Origin of the sequence: Modicisalibacter xianhensis (assembly GCF_900113605.1) — a bacterium.
Classification (GTDB): domain Bacteria; phylum Pseudomonadota; class Gammaproteobacteria; order Pseudomonadales; family Halomonadaceae; genus Modicisalibacter; species Modicisalibacter xianhensis.
The window spans coordinates 212,439-232,091 of record NZ_FOPY01000005.1 but is presented as its reverse complement, the minus strand read 5'-3'; the positions used below and the strand labels follow the sequence as shown (position 1 = coordinate 232,091).

General features: G+C 63.7%; 16 protein-coding genes. 9 read left to right on the top strand and 7 right to left on the bottom strand.

The window, feature by feature from the left end; genetic code table 11:
- Window positions 1-45: 45 nt before the first annotated feature.
- The 4 genes from speA to BM194_RS07575 all read right to left on the bottom strand — a co-directional run bounded on the left by speA (window position 46) and on the right by BM194_RS07575 (window position 4,767).
- Window positions 46-1,950 carry a biosynthetic arginine decarboxylase gene (gene speA / locus BM194_RS07590; RefSeq protein ID WP_092845369.1) on the bottom strand — a complete coding sequence of 635 codons (1,905 nt, stop codon included), beginning with the start codon at window positions 1,948-1,950 and terminating at the stop codon, window positions 46-48.
- Between the two features lie 126 nt (window positions 1,951-2,076).
- Window positions 2,077-3,027 (bottom strand): homoserine kinase, encoded by a 951-nt coding sequence (locus BM194_RS07585; protein ID WP_092845366.1) that lies wholly within the window; start codon window positions 3,025-3,027, stop codon window positions 2,077-2,079.
- A 102-nt stretch (window positions 3,028-3,129) separates the two neighbouring features.
- The gene (locus BM194_RS07580; protein ID WP_092845364.1) at window positions 3,130-3,420 is read right to left on the bottom strand and encodes a DUF2782 domain-containing protein; all 291 of its coding nucleotides are present in this window, start codon (window positions 3,418-3,420) and stop codon (window positions 3,130-3,132) included.
- A 132-nt stretch (window positions 3,421-3,552) separates the two neighbouring features.
- Entirely contained in the window at window positions 3,553-4,767 is a 1,215-nt protein-coding gene (locus BM194_RS07575) for an MFS transporter (protein WP_092845362.1), read from the bottom strand.
- Between the two features lie 125 nt (window positions 4,768-4,892).
- On the opposite strand from BM194_RS07575, the gene polA reads away from it, so the two are divergent.
- Window positions 4,893-7,703 (top strand): DNA polymerase I, encoded by a 2,811-nt coding sequence (gene polA, locus BM194_RS07570; protein WP_092845360.1) that lies wholly within the window; start codon window positions 4,893-4,895, stop codon window positions 7,701-7,703.
- 9 nt (window positions 7,704-7,712) lie between these two features.
- Here polA and glpK read toward each other — a convergent pair whose 3' ends face one another.
- On the bottom strand, window positions 7,713-9,212 hold the full coding sequence (gene glpK / locus BM194_RS07565) for a glycerol kinase GlpK (RefSeq protein ID WP_092845358.1): 1,500 nt from the start codon (window positions 9,210-9,212) through the stop codon (window positions 7,713-7,715).
- Between the two features lie 311 nt (window positions 9,213-9,523).
- Here glpK and BM194_RS07560 point away from each other — a divergent pair, with 311 nt between their 5' ends.
- From BM194_RS07560 to BM194_RS07550, 3 genes are all read left to right on the top strand, one after another.
- Complete coding sequence (locus BM194_RS07560) at window positions 9,524-10,288, top strand: DeoR/GlpR family transcriptional regulator (RefSeq protein ID WP_092845356.1); 765 nt, start codon at window positions 9,524-9,526, stop codon at window positions 10,286-10,288.
- Window positions 10,289-10,418: 130 nt separating this feature from the next.
- Window positions 10,419-11,969, top strand: a complete 1,551-nt coding sequence (gene glpD / locus BM194_RS07555; protein ID WP_092845354.1) for a glycerol-3-phosphate dehydrogenase — start codon at window positions 10,419-10,421, stop codon at window positions 11,967-11,969.
- A 135-nt stretch (window positions 11,970-12,104) separates the two neighbouring features.
- Window positions 12,105-12,623: an ankyrin repeat domain-containing protein gene (locus BM194_RS07550; protein WP_092845352.1), complete on the top strand. Its 519-nt coding sequence runs from the start codon at window positions 12,105-12,107 to the stop codon at window positions 12,621-12,623.
- Between the two features lie 16 nt (window positions 12,624-12,639).
- Here BM194_RS07550 and BM194_RS07545 read toward each other — a convergent pair whose 3' ends face one another.
- Window positions 12,640-13,398 carry a Crp/Fnr family transcriptional regulator gene (locus BM194_RS07545; RefSeq protein ID WP_092845350.1) on the bottom strand — a complete coding sequence of 253 codons (759 nt, stop codon included), beginning with the start codon at window positions 13,396-13,398 and terminating at the stop codon, window positions 12,640-12,642.
- Between the two features lie 178 nt (window positions 13,399-13,576).
- Here BM194_RS07545 and BM194_RS07540 point away from each other — a divergent pair, with 178 nt between their 5' ends.
- From BM194_RS07540 to BM194_RS07520, 5 genes are all read left to right on the top strand, one after another.
- Window positions 13,577-15,013, top strand: a complete 1,437-nt coding sequence (locus BM194_RS07540) for a sigma-54 interaction domain-containing protein (protein ID WP_244890905.1) — start codon at window positions 13,577-13,579, stop codon at window positions 15,011-15,013.
- A 248-nt stretch (window positions 15,014-15,261) separates the two neighbouring features.
- Window positions 15,262-16,386, top strand: coding sequence for a TRAP transporter substrate-binding protein (locus tag BM194_RS07535; protein ID WP_092845346.1), 1,125 nt, complete (start codon window positions 15,262-15,264; stop codon window positions 16,384-16,386).
- Complete coding sequence (locus tag BM194_RS07530; RefSeq protein ID WP_092845344.1) at window positions 16,386-17,021, top strand: TRAP transporter small permease subunit; 636 nt, start codon at window positions 16,386-16,388, stop codon at window positions 17,019-17,021. The genes BM194_RS07535 and BM194_RS07530 overlap by 1 nt, the downstream gene beginning before the upstream one ends.
- Window positions 17,014-18,369 (top strand): TRAP transporter large permease, encoded by a 1,356-nt coding sequence (locus BM194_RS07525; protein WP_092845342.1) that lies wholly within the window; start codon window positions 17,014-17,016, stop codon window positions 18,367-18,369. The genes BM194_RS07530 and BM194_RS07525 overlap by 8 nt, the downstream gene beginning before the upstream one ends.
- A 9-nt stretch (window positions 18,370-18,378) precedes the next feature.
- Window positions 18,379-18,951 (top strand): Rossmann-fold NAD(P)-binding domain-containing protein, encoded by a 573-nt coding sequence (locus tag BM194_RS07520; protein WP_092845340.1) that lies wholly within the window; start codon window positions 18,379-18,381, stop codon window positions 18,949-18,951.
- Window positions 18,952-18,963: 12 nt separating this feature from the next.
- Here BM194_RS07520 and BM194_RS07515 read toward each other — a convergent pair whose 3' ends face one another.
- Window positions 18,964-19,608, bottom strand: a complete 645-nt coding sequence (locus BM194_RS07515; protein ID WP_092845338.1) for a TetR/AcrR family transcriptional regulator — start codon at window positions 19,606-19,608, stop codon at window positions 18,964-18,966.
- Between the last annotated feature and the right edge of the window lie 45 nt (window positions 19,609-19,653).

Below are 19,653 nucleotides of genomic sequence, written 5' to 3'. Positions count from 1 at the left end.
GCCGCCCGGATGGGCGGCGCTGGTCAGGTCGTCGTCGGCTAGCCATCACTCCAGGTAGGTGTAGCCCTCCAGGCCGGCAGCCAGATCGTCGAGAAACTCGGCATGCTCGTCGCGACTCAGGTCGCTGGCGTCGAGTTGAGCCTTGAGACGCTCACGTAGTACGCCGGCATCGAAGTTCACGTAACGCAGCACGTCACCGACACTGTCGCCATGCTGCAGATTGCTCAAGCGCCACTGCCCATCCCCGTCGAGTGCAGCATCCACCGAGTCGGTATCGCCGAACAGGTTGTGCAGGTCGCCGAGGATTTCCTGGTAGGCACCGACCAGGAACATGCCCAGCAGCTTGTCGTCGTCATCGTCCCACTCCGGCAACGGCAGGGTCGTCTCCAGCCCCTGTCCGTCGACATAGTTGTCGATGCGGCCGTCCGAGTCGCAGGTGATGTCCTGGATTACGCCACGTCGGGTCGGGTCGCGGTCCAGCCCGCTCAATGGCAGCACCGGGAAGACCTGCTTGATGCCCCATACGTCGGGGACCGACTGGAACAGCGAGAAATTGACGAACAGCTTGTCGGCCAGCTTCTCGGCCAGTTCGTCGGCAATGTCGCGGTGGGCGCGGTTACGGCTGTCGAGCCGCGAGCGCAGGCGCTGGCAGGCGGCGAAGTAGACCGACTCGCCTTCGGCGCGGGCGTCGAAGTCGGCCATGCCCATCACGAAGCGCTCCTGCAACTCGCCGATCGCCTGGACCAGGTCGTGATACGCCTCAACCTGACCGCGCGGCTCGCGCATGGTCTCGAGACGGTCATAGACGCGCCATAACTCGTCGACCTGAGGATCGTCCTCGGCGCGGCGACGCGCCGGTGCCGTTTCACCGATGCGCTCCTCGTCGATGACGTTGGTGATCAGCACCGCGTGATGGGCTGTCAACGCCCGGCCCGACTCGGAGATCAGGTGCGGATGGGGAATGCCTTCGGCCTCGCAGGCCTGGCTGAACGCCCACACTACGTTGCTGGCATACTCGCGCATCGAGTAGTTGATCGAGCAGAAGCTGCGTGAGCGAGTGCCTTCGTAATCCACACCGAGGCCCCCACCGACATCGACGGTATCGATCGGCGCGCCCATCTCGCGCAGGCTCTGGTAGAAGCGCGCGCACTCGCGCAGGCCGCGCTGGATATCGCGAATGTTGGCAATCTGCGAGCCGAGGTGGAAGTGGACCAATTGCAGGCTGTCCAGGGCATCGGCATCGCGTAGCCGCTCGACTACGGCGAGGACCTGCGAGGCGGTCAGGCCGAACTTGGACTTCTCGCCCCCGGAGTCCTGCCATTTGCCCTTGCCGACCGAGGCCAGGCGGGCGCGCAGGCCAATGCGCGGCGTGACGCCGAGACGCTGGGCTTCCTCGAGGATCAGGTTGAGTTCCGAGAACTTCTCCACCACCAGATAGACCCGATGGCCGAGCTTTTCGCCCATCAGCGCCAGGCGAACGTACTCGCGGTCCTTGTAGCCATTGCAGACGATCAGCGACGAGCCGTCGGCGGACAGGGCGAGTACGGCCAGCAATTCAGGCTTGCTGCCGGCTTCCAGGCCGACACGACCGTGGCCGCGTTCCTGGGTGGCGAGAATCTCCTCGACCACGCGACGCTGCTGGTTGACCTTGATGGGGTAGACCGCGGTGTAGCCCCCCTTGTAGGCCTCTTCCTGCATGGCGATGTCGAAGGCGGCACACAGTTGCTCGACACGGTCGTGCAGGATGTCGGTGAAGCGAACCAGCACCGGCAGGCGCAGGCCAGCTGCGCGAACCTGGTCGACCAGTGCATCGAGAGGAAGCGCCGGGCCTTCTGTCTCGCTACCCAGGGGGCGGACCACGGTATGTCCCTGATCGTCGACGTCGAAGTAGCCACTGCCCCATTGGTCGATGTTGTACGTGCGACGTGCCTTGGCGGCGGGTGAATTCATGGCGCTCTCTCCTGCGCGGTTTTTCCGGGTCGAAAAACGGGGCCGCATTATGCGGCCCGTGTCATTCCATGACTAGCGGAATACTGTCCTAGAGCCTAATGCATCGAGACCCGGGGTAAAAATCGTCTAGCCCGGCAGTGGCAGGGCACCCTCGGCGATACGGCGTACGAGAATGGTGCGGAACTGCTCGGGATCGTGCGGCGTCAGCTCATGGGCCGGTGGATCGACGTACACCACCAGCAGGCGTGACAGCCAGTAGCGCAGCGCGGTCATGCGCAGCATCAGCGGCCAGCACTGGCGTTCGCTCGCGGTCAACGGACGCCGTGCCAGATAGGCACGCAGCAGGGCGTCGTGGCGCTCGCGGTTGAGACTGCCGTCTGTGTCGCTGGCCCAGTCGTTGATCACGATCGCCAGGTCGAACAGCAGATCTCCGGTGCAGCCATTGTAGAAATCGATGATCCCCCCCAGGCGGTCGCCGTCGAACAGCGTATTGTCACGGAACAGATCGCCGTGGATCGCGCCCTGCGGCAGGGAATCGGCATTTTCGAAGGCGCCCTGGTAGGTATCGATCTCGTCGCCCATCAGGGCCTGATCCTCCGGCGAGAGATAGCCCAGCACCTGATGGTGAGTTGCCAATAGCCAGTGCAGGTCGCGAGGGTTGGGGCGATGGCCCTCGAAGCGCTGTGCAATGAAGTGCATGCGTCCCAGCGCGTCGCCCAGCGCTTCGCACTGGGCCAGGTTGGGCTGCTTGGGGGACTTGCCCGGCAGGCGCGGGAACAGCAGTGCCGGCTTGCCGGCCAGGCTCTGCAAGGCAATGCCTTGGCGGTCATGGACCGGCCCGGGTACCGGCAGGCGATGCTCGGCCAGGTAATCGAGCAAGTCGACGAAGAACGGCAATTCGTCGTGCTCCCCCTGTTCGAACAGCGTCAACACCAGCGATTGGCGGTCGGTGGTGACGAAGTAGGTGGTGTTCTCGGTGCCGCTGGCAACCCCTTCGAAAGTGTCCAGGCTGCCCACATCGAAGCGCTCGAGGAAGCCGGACACCTGAGCGTCGTTCAGCGGAGTGAATACGGCCATGTTGTTCTCGCCCTGAGGTTCAAGCGCGCTATTGTAGCGGCTTGCCGCCCGACCTTGCAGGGGCGTCGTCGATGCCGGCCCGGAAAAAGCCGGCTTGCTGGCCTACCAGGAGATCAGCACCCAGCTGGGAATGGCAATGCGTTCGTTGTTGCTGCGTCGGAAGTCCCCGTCGCCATCTTCATCGACCAGGAAATAGGACGGGCCGACCTTGGGCTTGATCTCGATGGCGTAGAGCTGGCCGTTGACACGATACTCACGCACGGTGCGGTCCTCTTCCTGGCGGACGGTGATATCGGGCTGGACGGAATTGTCCTGTTGCGCCAGGACCAGCAGCGGGGAACCCAGCAGAATGAGGCCGAGCAACACGGCCTGGGCGGGACGGAACACGTTCATGACCACCTCCGAGCGGCTTCGATCGACATGATACTGGCAGTGTATGCGCAAATTCGGTGGGCTTGCACTCACTGCGACAATTGCGCCGCGGCAATAGAACTAGGCGTTGGTTACCGCGACTTGAATGGCCGCTCAGGACAGGCGCGGCCGCTTCGCGGGCGAGGGCTGGCGCAGCACCTCGGCCAGCGTACCTTGTGCGAGCAGCCAACTGCCGACAAGCAAGGCCAGCATGCCGCCGAGCAGGATCGCGAAGTCCGTGCCCACATCGAGCAGGATACCGAACACCGCGGGCGACAGCCCGGTGGCGAACACGATGCTGGCGCTCAGGGCAGCCCGGGCGCGCCCCAGGTGCTCGCTGCCCCACAGGCTGACCAGCAGGCTGTTGGCGACCGGCTCCTGCATGCCGACCACCAGGCCGCCGCCCAGCATCAGCGCCCAGATAGCAATGTCGCCGCCCATGGCCAAGGCCATGACCAGCGCCAGTGCGAAGGGCAGCTGGTACCATCGTCCCAGGCGACGCCCACCCAGACGATCGACCCAATGTCCGCCCATCAGCGCGCCGGGCAGGCGTGCCACGCCCTTGCCGGCCAGGGCCAGCGCGTAGGTCGCCGCCGCTGCACCCAGGTCGTCGGTCATCTGCGCCTGGTAGAGAAAGATGCCGGTCATGGTGACAGGCAGCACCATGAGCAGCGGCAACAATCGCCAGAAGCGTGCATCTCGCAGCGGGCGTACCGCCGGTGTCCCGATATCGTCGGTGGGCGACTGGGGAGCTGTCGGCCAACTGATTCGGGCCATCAGCGACAGCCAGACCACAATCAGAACCAGCGCAAGCAGCCACCAGGCTTCACGCCAGCCCAGCCACACCAGCAGCAGTGCCACGAACGGTGTCAGCAGAATCTCACCCAGCGGCATGCCCAGGCTGGCCACGCCCACCGCCTGGCCGCGCTGGTCGCCGAACTCGCGACCGGCCAAGGTGAAACCAAGGTGGACCATCAGGCCCTGGCCGCACAGCCTGACCAGTCCCAGCCCCAGCGCGGCAGCTACCAGCCAGGGCGACAGTGTCATCAACAGTACGCCGGCGATCAGCCCGATGAGTACCGCCAACGCAAAGCGCCGGGGCGGCACCCAGTCGAGACTGGGCCCCATACGCAGGACAATGAACCCGGCAACGAGCGAAACCAGCGAATACAGCATACCGAAGGTGCCCGCGCCAATTTCCAGGTGCTGGGTAAGCGGGCGCTGGAACAGCCCGACGAAGAAGCTCTGACCAAGATTGCCCGAAAATACGGCAAGAAAGGCAATGCCCAGCAAGCCGCGACGTTCCCTCAACAGGCGGCGGTAACTCATCCGTTCCTCCCTGACGGCATGACTGCAGTCTAGCGGCTTATCCGCCAACGGCGACTGACGCTCCTCGCCAGCTTGCGTATCATGGGGGCATCGTCTGTCTTTCGTTTCCCAGGGATGCCTTATCCATGGCCGATACCCCCATCGTTCTCGTCGACGGTTCCTCGTATCTCTATCGGGCCTTTCATGCCCTGCCGCCGCTGACCACCTCCAAGGGCAAGCCCACCGGGGCGGTCAAGGGCGTGCTCAACATGCTCAAGAGTCTGATCAAGCAATATCCTGACAGTCCCATGGCGGTGGTTTTCGACGCCAAGGGCAAGACGTTCCGTGACGAGCTCTTCGAGCAGTACAAGGCGCACCGGCCGCCGATGCCCGACGACCTGCGCGAGCAGGTCGAGCCGTTGCATGCGTGCGTGCGGGCGCTGGGCCTGCCGTTGCTGTGCGTGGAAGGAGTCGAGGCCGACGACGTGATCGGCACCCTGGCGCGCCACGCCACCGAGGCCGGCCGCGATGCAGTGATTTCCACCGGTGACAAGGACATGGCGCAGCTGGTCAACGGCCATATCACCCTCGTCAACACCATGAAGAACGAGACGCTCGACATCGAGGGTGTCAATGCCAAGTTCGGCCTGCCGCCGGAGTTGATCATCGACTTCCTGGCCTTGATGGGCGACAAGGTCGACAACATCCCGGGCGTGCCCGGGGTTGGCGAGAAGACCGCCCTGGGCCTGCTGCAGGGCATCGGAGGGCTCGATGCCATCTATGCCGATCTCGACAAGGTCACCACTCTGAGCATTCGCGGCGCCAAGTCGCTGCCCAAGAAGCTCGACGAACATCGCGAGCAGGCCTACCTGTCGTACCGGCTGGCGACCATCAAGACCGATTGCGAACTGCCGGTGGGGCTGGGCGATCTGGATATCGCGCACCCTGATCGCGAGGCGCTGCTCGAGCTCTATCGCGAGCTCGAATTCAAGGCCTGGCTCTCCGAACTGCTGGCCGGTCAGGACAAGGGCGTCGATGACGTGGCTGGCGGAGCATCAGCGGGCAATGCGCCGGCGAGCGCTTCGGCGGCGGCAGGCGAGGACGCCGTGGATGAGCCGGCTGCGCTGGCCAAACCGGCTCGTCACGACCATACCCTGCTCGAACAGGACGACTTCGATGCCTGGCTGGCCCGCCTCGAAAGCGCCGAAACGTTCTGCTTCGATCTCGAGACCAACAGCCTCAACTACATGGAGGCCGAGATCGTCGGCATCGGACTGTCACTGGAGCCCGGCGAGGCGGCCTATATTCCGCTGGCCCATGATTACCTGGATGCGCCCGCACAGCTCTCGCGCGACGCCGTGCTCGCCACGCTCAAGCCACTGCTCGAGGACCCTGCCAAGGGCAAGATCGGCCAGAACCTCAAGTACGACATTTCCGTGCTGGCACGTTACGACATCCGTGTGGCGGGCGCGCTGACCGACACCATGCTCGAGTCCTACGTGCTCAACTCCACGGCCACACGCCACGACATGGACTCGCTGGCGCTCAAATACCTGGGTGAGAAAACCATCACCTTCGAGGAGATCGCCGGCAAGGGCACCAAGCAACTGACCTTCAACCAGATCGCCCTCGAGCAGGCCGTACCCTACGCCTGCGAGGACGTCGACGTCACCCTGCGCCTGCATCGCGAGCTGCGTCCGCGCGTCGAGGCCGAAGGCCGGCTCGCCGAGGTGCTGGACACCATCGAACGTCCCATGATTCCGGTGCTCTCGCGCATGGAGCGAACCGGCGTGGCGCTCGATGCCGAGCGGCTGCACCGCCAGAGCCAGGAACTCGAGGCGCGCATCCGCGAGCTGGAAAAGGAAGCCTTCGACATTGCCGGGCGCGAGTTCAACCTGGGCTCGCCCAAGCAGCTCTGCGACATCCTCTTCGAGGAACAGAAGATCCCGGTGATCAAGAAGACGCCCAAGGGGGCGCCGTCCACTGCCGAGGCGGTGCTCGAGGAGCTGGCGCTGGATTACCCGCTACCCAAGGTGATCATGGCCCACCGTGGGCTGACCAAGCTCAAGTCGACCTACACCGACAAGCTGCCGCTACTGGTCAACAGGACCACCGGGCGCATCCATACCAGCTATCACCAGGCGGTGACCGCTACCGGCCGGCTGTCTTCGAGCGACCCCAACTTGCAGAACATTCCGATCCGCACCGACGAGGGACGCAAGATTCGCCAGGCCTTCGTCGCCCGGCCGGGCTACCGCATCGTCGCCGCGGATTATTCGCAGATCGAGCTGCGCATCATGGCGCACCTGTCCGAGGACAAGGGCCTGCTGGAGGCCTTCGCCGAGGAGCGCGATATCCACACCGCTACCGCCGCCGAAGTGTTCGGCGTGGCGCTGGACCACGTCCTGCCGGATCAACGGCGCAGTGCCAAGGCCATCAACTTCGGCCTGATCTATGGCATGAGTGCCTGGGGACTGAGCAGGCAGCTCCGGGTCGAGCGCAACCAGGCGCAGATCTACATCGATCGCTACTTCGATCGTTACCCGGGCGTGGCGCGCTTCATGAACGATACCCGCTCGCAGGCTGCCGACGATGGTTTCGTCGAGACCGTGTTCGGACGCCGGCTGTACCTGCCTGAAATCAATTCCCGGCAGCATGCCCGCCGCCAGGCCGCCGAGCGCACTGCGATCAATGCGCCGATGCAGGGCACTGCCGCCGACATCATCAAGCGGGCGATGATCGATGTCGATGCCTGGCTCAACCCGCGCGAAGGCGACGCAGAATTCGATGCCTGGATGGTCATGCAGGTACACGACGAACTGGTCTTCGAGGTCCGCGAGTCACAGGTCGAGGACTTTATCGGTGCAGTCAAGCAGCGCATGCAGAACGCTGCCGAGCTACGCGTGCCGCTCATCGTGGAAGCGGAAGCCGGGGAAAACTGGGACGAGGCGCACTAGGCGCTCTCCTCAGTCGACGGTGAATGCCATGGTCGCCTGCACGGCCTGGCGCCAGCCCTTGTAGAGCCGTTCGCGCACGTCTTCGGCCATCGTCGGCTCGAAGCGGCGGTCGGTGGTCCACTGGCGTGCGATGTCCTCGCAGCTTTCCCAGAAGCCGGTGGCCAAGCCGGCCAGGTAGGCCGCGCCCAGCGCCGTGGTTTCCGTCACCCGCGGCCGGCATACCGGCACGTTGAGGATGTCGCTCTGGAACTGCATCACGAAATCGTTGGCCACGGCGCCGCCATCGGCCCGCAGCTCCCTCAATTGCAGCCCGGCATCGCTTTCCATGGCGTCCAGCACATCACGGGTCTGGTAGGCCATAGACTCCAGCGCCGCGCGGATGAATTGCTCCTTGGAGGTGCCGCGCGACAGCCCGAACATGGCGCCACGCACGTCGCTGCGCCAGTAGGGGGCACCCAGCCCGACGAAAGCCGGCACCAGATAGACCTCTTCGTTGTGTCCGGCGCGTTCGGCATAGGCTTGCGAGTCGCTGGCCTTGCCGAGCATGCGCAGCCCGTCGCGTAGCCACTGCACCACCGAGCCCGACACGAAGATGCTGCCTTCCAGCGCATACTCCACCTTGCCGCCATGACCGCAGGCGATAGTGGTCAACAAGCCATTGCGCGAGCGTACGGCCGTATCGCCGGTATTCATCAGCATGAAGCAGCCGGTGCCGTAGGTGTTCTTGACCATGCCCGGTTCGAAGCAGGCCTGGCCGAACAGGGCGGCCTGCTGGTCACCCGCCACGCCGGCAATCGGCACTTCGCTGCCGAAGAAGTGCTGGGGCAGCGTATAGCCGTAGACCTCGCTGGACGCGCGAACCTCGGGCAGCATGGCGCGCGGCACGTCGAGCATGGCCAGCAACTCGTCATCCCATTGCAGCCTATGAATGTCGTACATCATGGTCCGCGAGGCATTGGTGTAATCGGTGACGTGCGCCTTGCCCCCGGTCAGGTTCCAGATCAGCCAGGTATCGATGGTGCCGAACAGCAACTCGCCACGCTGGGCACGTTCGCGGGCGCCCTCGACGTGATCGAGTATCCACTTGACCTTGGTGCCGGCGAAGTAGGGGTCGATCAGCAGGCCGGTCCTGTCGCGCACCAGCGATTCGAAACCGTCGTGGCTGAGTCGGTCACAGATGTCCTTGGTCTGGCGTGACTGCCAGACGATGGCATTGTGGATGGGCTGGCCCGTCTGGCGGTCCCAGACTACCGCTGTCTCGCGCTGGTTGGTGATGCCGATGGCGGCGATCTCCGCCACATCGACCTGGGTGTTCTTGATCACTTCGGTGGCGGTCACCAGCACGCTGGTAAGAATGGCGCGCGGATTATGTTCGACCCAGCCCGGCTGGGGAAATATCTGCTCGAATTCGCGCTGGGCGGAGTCGATGGCATGCCCTTCGCGATCGAACAGAATGGCGCGCGAACTGGTCGTGCCCTGATCGATGGCCAGGATATATTTCTTGTTCATGGGGCCTCCTTGGGTTCCGTAGGTCACGTTCCGGCACGCCGGCAACGCCCGTGCCGGAATGTCTCAACCGGTCGACGCACTGTAGAATGCGATGTCGTTGCCGCGAAGGGCGTCGTGCGTCATTGTTCTTATTGATGCATCATTAATTAGCGGTTTTTCGTTAACGAACATTGGCAAAGGTATGCCCCCAGGTCGGGGAAAACAAACGATTTGCGGGCTTCTTGCCTTAGACCATGGTTTGAGGCTCGCGATGCATGCCACGAGAAACCGCCTGTCTGCCATGTATTCAGGCCGATCAACGGGATTCAGCCATGTCTCAGCATCACCGCCATACGTCCATCCTCGAGTTGATCAAGCGCCAGGGGTATGCGTCCATCGAGCAGTTGACGAAACATTTCGACGTCACGCCGCAGACCATCCGCCGCGACCTCAACCAGCTTGCCGAGGACAACCTGATACGCCGGGTCCATGGCGGGGCGGGCCTGGTCGACTCGAGTACCGTCAATGCCTCCTACAGCACCCGCAAGACGCTCAATCTCGAAGCCAAGCAACGCATTGCCCGCTGTGTGGCCGAGCATATTCCCGATCACAGTTCGCTGTTCATCAATATCGGCACGACCACCGAGCTGGCTGCCGAGGCGCTGCTCGATCATCGTGGCCTGGAGGTGATCACCAACAATCTCAACGTTGCCGCCATCCTGCAGCGCAAGGAAGACTTCAACATCATCGTCGCCGGCGGTGTGGTGCGCTCCCGTGACGGCGGTATCATCGGTGAAGCCACCATCGACTTCATCCGTCAGTTCAAGGTCGACTTCGGCATCATCGGGATCAGCGGGATCGACGACGACGGCTCGCTGCTTGAGTTCGACTATCAGGAAGTGCGCGTCGCCCAGGCGATCATCGAGAATTCGCGTCAGGTGTTGCTCGCCGCCGATCATTCCAAGTTCTCGCGCAATGCCGTGGTGCGCCAGGGCAACCTCAGTCAGGTCGATGCGCTGTTCACTGATCGCGAGCCGCCGCAACCGGTTCAGGAGTTGATGCGCGCCCATGACGTCGAGTTGCACATCGCCGAATGAGGCGGTGGACGTCGCTGATGTAGTTTTCGCTTGATGTTCGTTTTTGCGTCGTTTATGTTCGTTAAGGAACATGCTCGGCGAGCCAGGGGACGGATGGCCTCCCTGGTCCGCGACCTCAGCGGAGCGACTCATGAACTCGCAACGAACGGACATCCTCGACCTTTTCGTCATCGGAGGCGGTATCAATGGCAGCGGCATCGCCAACGATGCGGCAGGGCGCGGCCTGAGCGTGGGGCTCTGCGAACAGGGCGACCTCGCCGGTGCCACGTCCTCTGCGTCCAGCAAACTGATCCATGGCGGATTGCGGTATCTGGAGTATTACGAGTTTCGCCTGGTTCGCGAGGCGCTTCGCGAGCGCGAGGTGCTGATGAAGAAGGCCCCGCATATCGTCTGGCCACTGCGTTTCATCCTGCCGTACCAATCCCATCTGCGTCCGGCATGGATGCTGCGGGCCGGCCTGTTCCTTTATGACCACCTGAGCCGTCGCAACGACCTGCCGGGGGCACGAGCGCTACGCTTCGACGCGGAGAGCCCGCTGAAACCGGGGATTCGCAAGGGGTTCGAATACTCCGACTGCTGGGTCGACGATGCGCGCCTGGTAATACTCAATGCGATTCAGGCCCGTGAAGCGGGCGCGGAGATTCTGGTTCGCACACGCTGCACCGGGGCAACCGAAAAGGATGGCATCTGGGAAATCAGCCTCGAAGACCTCGCCAGTGGAAGGGTCCACATGCGCCGCGCACGGGCGTTGATCAATGCCGCCGGCCCCTGGGTCGAGTCGTTCATTCGCGGCCAAACCCGGCGCTCGTCTCGCTACGCCATCAACATGATCAAGGGCAGTCATCTCATCACCCGCCGCATCAACGCCGACGAACGTGCCTATATCCTGCAGAACCGCGACAACCGCATCGTCTTCGTGCTGCCCTATGAGCAGGACTATAGCCTGGTCGGTACCACGGATATCGGCTATCAGGGCGATCCGGCCGACATCGCCATCAGCGATGCCGAGATCGACTACCTGCTCGATGTAGTCAACGAGCACTTTCGCGACCCTGTCACACGGGACGATATCGTGGCGAGCTATGCCGGAGTGCGTCCGCTCTGTGACGACGAATCCGACAATCCTTCGGCGATGACTCGCGACTACACACTGAACCTGGACCGGGGCAAGGAAGGGCTGGGAGCCCCGATGCTGTCGGTCTTCGGCGGCAAGATCACCACCTATCGCAAGCTTGCCGAGGCGGCACTGTCACAGTTGTCGCCGGATTTTCCTGCCATGGGCAGCCCCTGGACCGGCGAGGCCCGCCTGCCGGGTGGTGACATTCCGGGGCGACTGGCCTATGCCGATACCCTGGTGCAGCGCTATCCCTTCCTTGGGCGAGCCCGGGCCGAACGCTTCGCTTCCAGCTACGGCTGTCTGTGCGAGCGCTTCCTGGCGGGCAAGCGCTCGGTCGACGAACTGGGCGAGGATTTCGGTGCCGGGCTGACTCGGGCGGAGGTCGATTACCTGATGGATCACGAGTGGGCCCGTGATGCCCAGGATGTCCTGTGGCGGCGTACCAAGCTGGGGCTGCGGTTGCGCGAGGCCCAGCGGCAGTACCTGGCCGACTACTTGAAGGGCCGCCAGACATCGTCAACCACCCACCTCACCCGGCCCGAGCCGGCCGACGCGCGCAAGTAACCGATGCAGGGCGCCGCCCTGCCACGCATGCAATCGACCAATGAAGACGATAGCTTGCGTGGCGCTGCGGTCGGTGCCCAAGGTCTCTATGATAGGCAGAAGGTAGGCTTATCAAATGACTGCACGGAGAACGCCATGTCACAAGACCCCCAGAGCGCCAAGCCGGTGCCGGACGAGGAAACCATCGAGCTGGCGACCAAGCTGTTCAATTGCGCGCGTATCGGTGATACCGAGACCTTCCGGGAATACCTGCCCAAGGGGCTGCCGCCCAACCTGTGCAATCAAAAGGGCGATAGCCTGGTGATGCTGGCCAGCTACCACGGCCATGTGGAAACCACGCGGGTGTTGCTCGAGCATGGGGCCGACCCGGAAATGCGTAACGATCACGGTCAGAACCCGCTGGCAGGCGCTGCCTACAAGGGCAACCTGCCAATGGTCAAGCTGCTGCTGGCGCATGGTGCCAAAGTCGATGGCTGCTCACCGGACGGCAAGACGGCACTAATGTTTGCCGCCATGTTCAACCACGTCGATATCGTCGATTTCCTGCTTGCCAACGGGGCCAACCCGCAGGCCACGGAGAGCCGCGGCATGACCGCTCGCGACCTGGCCCAGGCCATGGGGGCCGAGGATACCGCGGCTCGGCTGGCGAGCTGATCCGGGCGAGCCAGCGTTATACAGTGGAGGATTGTCGGGGCGCTTCGCTGGGTGGCGACATGCCGCCGTCCAGGTACTTGCCGTCGAATTCCGCGACACAGGCCAAAGCATGGACATCGGGAATCTCGACCCACTGGCGTTTACGGAACACCAAGCCCTGCTCGCGAAACGCCGCAAAGGTCCGCGAGACGTGAACGGTGGAAATGCCCAGCAAGTCGGCCAGCAGCTGCTGGGACAGGGGAAGTTGGATGCGGTTCTCGGTGCACAGGCCGATACGCTCCATGCGCTGCAGGGTCTCGTAGAGAAAGTGCGCCAGCTTCTGCTGGGCATTGCGCCGAGCCATGTTGATCAGACGTTCGGTCAGCAGGGCCTGGTGGTGTCCGGCAATGGTGAAGAACAGCGACGTCAGCGTCGAGGATTCGTCGAAGACCTCCTGCAGGTTCCTGTGCGGAAAATAACAGACCTCGCCGTCGGTCAGCATGATGACGGTATTCAGGCGGTGGTGGAACGCATACTCGCCCAGGCCGATCACATCGCCCGGAATATGGATGTCGAGAATCTGTCGCGTACCATCTTCCATGTAGCGGCACGAGAATGCCCAGCCCTGCGATAGTACGCCGAAGTGGCCGGCGCGATCCCCGGTTTCCCACAGTGTAGTACCGGCCACGACGTTGTCGGGGTTGGCCTCGAGTGTTCGAAGGAGGTGCTTGTCCCGCTCGGACAGCGGGGCGAAATGGCTGAACTGGCGAATGAAACAGCTCTCCGAAGGGCTCACATCCTGGCTCCTGTATCGATAAACGGGCTAGCAAGCCGCACTTCATTGCTGAGTTCTTCAGCCTATTTATCGTGACACATCCGGCCTTGAATTGCCTCATCACGCCTCCGCGGGGCCTTTAACGCTTCGCCCAAGGTCGTCTTGCCGTACCTGGCGCGTCCCGCAATGCTGGAGCCACATGCCGCGAGCAGGAAGCATTACCATGGGCAACGTGCTGTTTTCCTCGGCGCCGGCACAGGCGCTGCCTTCACCGTTGCTGTTGCATGGCCTTGATGCCATGGGCGAATGGCTGGTGGTGGTCGATGGCGAGGCACGCATCGTCTACATCAATGCACCGTATGCCGATTTTCTCGAAGTGGATCCGCTGGCCGTCGTGGGGCGGCCGGTGGCAGAGATCATCGAGAACACGCGCATGCCCGAGGTGCTGGCATCGGGCAAGGCCGAGCTGGCGCAACTGCAGATGGTGCGCGGGCATCACATGATTGCCCACCGCTATCCGATCCGGGTCGACGGCAAGGTGGTCGGGGCCGTGGGCACGGTGATCTATCACGACACCTGGGAATGGCGGCAGATGAATGCCCAGGTCAAGGCGCTCGAGGCCGAGGTGGACTACTATCGCCAGGCGCTGGATGCTCGTGCCGGCACCCGCTGGCAGCTGGCCGACGTGGTCGGCGAGAGCGAGGCAATCCTTATCCTTAACGACAAGGTGCGCAAGATCGCGCCAGGCGATGCCTCGGTGCTGATCCGAGGCGAATCGGGTACCGGCAAGGAGCTCTACGCCCATGCCCTGCATCGGTTGTCGGAACGTGCCAGGGGGCCTTTCATCAAGCTCAACTGCGCGGCGATTCCCGAGCACCTGCTCGAGGCCGAACTGTTCGGCTACGAGGAAGGGGCTTTCACCGGGGCGCGCAAGGGCGGCAAGCCGGGCAAGTTCCAGCTCGCCCATGGCGGTACGCTGTTTCTCGACGAGATCGGCGACATGCCGCTGGCGATGCAGGTCAAGCTGCTGCGCGTACTTCAGGACCGTGAGGTCGAGGCGGTCGGCGCCACGCGGCTGGTGCCGGTCGATGTGCGGGTCATTGCCGCTACCCACCGCCCGCTGGAAAGCCTGGTCGAGCGCGGCGAGTTCCGTGAGGACCTGTTCTATCGCATCAATGTCGTACCGCTGACCATTCCCCCCTTGCGCGAACGCCGCGAGGACATTCCCGGCCTGGCCCGTCACCTGCTGGCACGTCTGGCCGAGAAGCGTGGGCGGCGCTGCCCGGGGCTCAGCGAGGCGGCGCTGGCTTGCCTGTGTCGCTATCACTGGCCGGGCAACGTGCGCGAACTCGAGAACGTACTCGAGGCGGCCTTCTACCTGGGGGGGAATCGGCTCGATGTCGACGACCTGCCGGAGGCGCTGCGCTGCGAGCCGGCAGTCACTCCGGCGCTGGGCGTCTCCCTCAAGGCGACCCTGGCACGGGCCGAACGTGACGCGCTCCAACATGCCCTGGCGGAGAGTGGCGGCAACCGGACCCGGGCTGCACGGCGCCTGGGCATCGCCAAATCCTCCTTCTACGAGAAGCTGGCGCGCCATGGGCTCGACGGTACCTCGCCGACCGCAAGCGTCCGTTAGGTCGGACACCGTCCGTTAATCCGGACGGCAGCATGTTGGCCTGCGTGGTGGCCCTTCGGAAAAGCGTCCGGAAAATCGGACGTTTTTGCGCTATTAATCATTCATGCACTGTCCTTGGCTTGCTCTTTACTGCCTTGCCAGTTGTTTAAGTAACTGATGTAAAAAACATCTTGTACGGTTGGCAGTCCCCTTGCGTGTGTCGATCCAGCCCCTTTGGGCCGGACAAGAACAACAGCAAGGAGTCAGCCATGCCAAGCAATGCAAGCAAGCCATTCACTCGCACATTGATTGCCGCCGGGGTCGGCGCAGTCGTGACTGCAACGCTGAGCGCCCCGGCGCTGGCCGAAGGGCCCAAGCGCCTCGACGTGGCGAGTACCTTCTCGACCCAGAACTTCCTCGGCGAAGGCGCCGTGCATCTTTCCGAGGAGCTCGAGAAAGCCACCGGTGGCGAAGTCTCGCTGCGTGTCCACGAGCCCGGCGATCTGGTGCCTGCCTTCGAAGTCTTCAACTCGGTGTCGTCGGGTGCCGTCCAGGCCGGCTGGGACTGGATCGGCTACTGGGCCGGGACGGTGCCCATCACCAATCTCTACGGTGCGCTGCCGTTCGGCCCCACACCGGAGGCCTTCATGTCGTGGATGTGGGCCGGCGAAGGTACCGAGCTGCTGCAGAAGGCCTACGACCCGTACGGCGTGAAAGTATTGCCGTGCTTCATCTCGCCCCAGGAAACCGGTGGCTGGTACAACAAGGAAATCAACAAGCCCGAGGATTTTGAAGGCCTGTCGATGCGCATTTCCGGTCTCGGTGCCAAGGTGCTCAACAAGTTGGGGGCCTCGACGCAGCTGGTGCCGGGCAGCGAGATCTACCTGGCCCTGGAGCGTGGACGTGTCGACGCCACCGAGTTCTCGGTGCCGCAGGTCGATGCCGCCATGGGCTTCGACGAGGTGGCCGAGTACTACTACTTCCCCGGCTGGCACCAGAGTGCAAGCTGGTTCTCGCTGCTGATCAACCAGCAGGTCTGGGATGAGTACAGCGACGAGCGCAAGGCACAGTTCGAGACCGCCTGCCGTGCCACCCTGCAGTGGGCCATGGCCGAGGCGCCACCGGAACAGGTGCGTACCATCCACCAGCTCGAGGAGAAGGGCGTCAAGGTGCGCCGTTTCCCCGACGAGGTCATCAGCGCGCTGCAGGATGCCTGGGTCGAGGTGCGCCAGGAAGAAATGCAGAACAACCCTGACTTCAAGGAAGCCTACGAGTCGTTGATGCAGCATGTGAAGCTGATCGACGAATGGTACGAGCTTCAGGCCCTGCCCGCGCCCAAGCCGATCCAGGGCGAGAACCAGCCTACGCCGGTTCAGGGTGAAGGAGACGCGTGATGACCGACGCCCGCCTTGCGCCCTGGCGTGAGCGCGGTGCGGCGGTGTGTGCCGCCCTGGCCAGGCCCCTGGTCTGGCTGGGGTTGTTCATCGGCCGTGTCACCAGCTGGCTGGTCCTGCTGGTGATGCTGGCCGTGCTCACCACCGTCACGCTCAACGCCCTGGGCATCAATGAAATCGCCCGCTGGCAGGCGGATGTCCTGCTGTTCGGCAACGCGCTGACCATCAACAGCGTGACCGAACTGCAGTGGCACCTGTTCGGCATCCTTACCCTGTTCGGCGGCACCTATGCGCTGCATCACGATACCCATGTACGTGTCGATCTGGTCTACCAGAAGCTTTCGCCGCGTGGCCGGGCCATCGTCGATATCCTCGGTCACTTGCTGATGCTGATTCCGTTCTGTCTGTTGATTGCCTGGCTGTCGCAGCACTTCGTGGCGATGTCCTACATGTCCGGCGAGCGCTCCAATTATGGCGGCCTGACCGACCGCTACCTGATCAAGGCGATGCTGCCGATCGGCCTGGTCTTCCTGGCCGTCGGGGCACTGGGGCAGGTATTCAACAATCTGGCCGGCCTGTTCGATCCGTCCCGCCTGGCCGTGCCCACCCACGACAAGGAGCCGATCCATGGCTGAATTTCTGGCCGAGTACGCCCTGGCCATTGCCATGGTCGTGGCCCTGCTGGCAGGGATCTTCACCGGTTATCCGGTAGCGTTCCTGCTCGGCGGGCTGGGCATCGCCTTTGCCTTCATCGGCGGCATTCCCATCCCGTTTCTGGGGACGGTGGGCTCACGCATCTTTGGCGGGGTGATCGAGAACTGGCTGATGATCGCCATTCCGCTGTTCGTGTTCATGGGGTTGATGCTGGAACGCTCGGGTGTCGCCAAGCGGTTGCTGCTCACCCTGCAGCGCCTGTTCGGGCGTACCCCCGGTGGCCTGGCCATCTCGGTGGCGATCCTCGGGGTGGTGATGGCAGCGAGCACCGGTATCATCGGTGCGTCGGTGGTCATGCTGGGCCTGCTGGCACTGCCGGTAATGATGAAACAGGGCTACCGCGCCGAGATGGCCTGCGGGGTGATCGCTGCCTCGGGTACGCTGGGCATCCTGATTCCGCCATCGATCATGCTGGTGCTGATGGGGTCGATCCTGCAGGTATCGGTCGGTGCGCTTTTCAAGGCCGCGCTGCTGCCCGGACTGCTGCTCGGTTTGCTGTATATCGTCTACCTGCTGGTCACCGCCTGGCTCAAGCCGGACTGGGCGCCGCTGGCCGACCCCGATGCAGTGGATGCCGACACCACGCCACTGCCGCTGGCACTGCTGCGCGATCTGCTCGGGCCGGTGGTGCTGATCGTCGCCGTGCTGGGGTCGATCATGGCCGGTATCGCCACACCCACCGAGGCGGCAGCCATCGGTGCCGCTGGCAGCCTGTTGCTGGCGCTGATCATGCGCAGTTTGGATTGGGCGACCCTGCGCGATGCGGTTCGCGAGACCTCACGCACGTCGGCGATGATCCTGTTCGTGGTCATTGGCGCGACCTGCTTCTCGGTGGTCTTCAAGCGCCTTGGCGGCGACTACATGATCGAGGAGATGGTCACCGGCACCGGCCTGGGCCCCTACGGGCTGCTGTTGTTGCTGATGCTGTTAATCTTCGTGCTGGGCTTCTTCCTCGAGTGGATCGAGATCAGCTTCGTGGTGCTGCCACTGGTAGCGCCGGTGGTCGAGGTGCTTGATTTCGGCTATGGCCTGTCGGGTCAGGCGTTGCTGATCTGGTTCGCCATCCTGGTGGCGATCAACCTGCAGACCAGTTTCCTGACGCCGCCATTCGGCTATGCGCTGTTCTACCTCAAGGGGATCACCGAAGGGCAGATCGGCATCGGTACCATCTATCGCTCGATCATTCCCTTCGTGCTGCTACAGCTCACCGGACTGATATTGTGCATCGCCTTCCCGGCGCTGGTGCTGTGGTTGCCGGGGTTGCTGTGAGGAGCGCACATGGCCAAGCGCGTATTGATTGCCGGCGGCGACGAGCTGCTCGAAGCGTTGGCGCGAGCCTTCCTGGAGGAGGGTGCCACGGTGGCCCTGCTGACGCCCGAAGCTACCAGCCTGGAGCGGGTGCTCGATGGGCTGGGGGGCGAGCACGATGACCGCTTCGGCCTGGTAGCGAGGGAGGGTGCGCTGGATGCCCTGTTGGGCCGACTGGGGCGTCTCGACGTGCTGGTCTGCGCGCCACAGGCGCTGGCCCGCAGCGTGTCGCTGGAACGGCGCCTGATCGAGCAGGTCGCCGGGCCATCAAGCCTGTTGCAGGTCGCACGAGCCTGGATGCACGGTCGCGGTGGCGGGCGCCTGGTGGCCGTGGCGCCGGATGGCGATACCCAGGCGGCCAGCATGGTGCGCGAGGCGCTGGCTGCACTGGTACGCAAGCTCGCCGATGCCAGTGGTCCGGGGGTGCGGGTCAATCTGCTGTGCCCACAGGGCGCGTCGAGTGCCGCAGTGGCCGATTGCGCGCGCTTTCTGGCCGGTGGGGCGGGGCGGGCACTGAACGGACAGGTACTGACACTCACTTGAGCGTAGAGCGGCTCAGGTGGACGCACCACGCAGGAACAGCGCCGTACAACGCCGGGCCCGCGCATCGCACTGGTCGCGAGTCGGATGGACGTCACGCCCGAGCAGGGCATCGACGTGCCATTCGCCAAGCAGCATGCCGATGAACATGCCGGCCGCCTCGCGGGGATTGTCCAGCGTCAGGCGGCCCTGGCGTAACTGTTCCTGCAGGTAATCGGCAAGCTGGCTACGAGTTCGATCCGGGCCGTGGCGCAGAAACAGCTCGCCGAGAGCGGGCGCGCGCTCCGCCTCGAAAGCCAGGCCACGGAACAGCCGTATTACCGCCGGATCGAAGACCAGAACCAGCATGCGCCGACCCAACTCGAAGAGTACCTCTTCAATACGCTGGTCGCTGCGCCTGCCTTCCTCGATGGCTGCCCAGGCGGTCGCCACATGACGCTCCATGGCCGCCATGAATAAGCCTTCCTTGTTGCCGAACTGCTTGTAGAGCGTAGCCAGCGAGCCCCCGGCACGGGCCACGATCTCGTTGACGCTGGCGCTGGCATAGCCCTGCTCGAGAAACACGTCCCGGGCAGCGTCGAGCAGGCGTTCGCGGCGTGCATGCCCACGTGAGGTGAGCGTGGCGGCGCCGGGGGAGGAGGATCGGTCCGAAGAAGGCATAGGTTCAGAACATCGAAAAACTCATGGAAAGTGTAGTGTAGCATT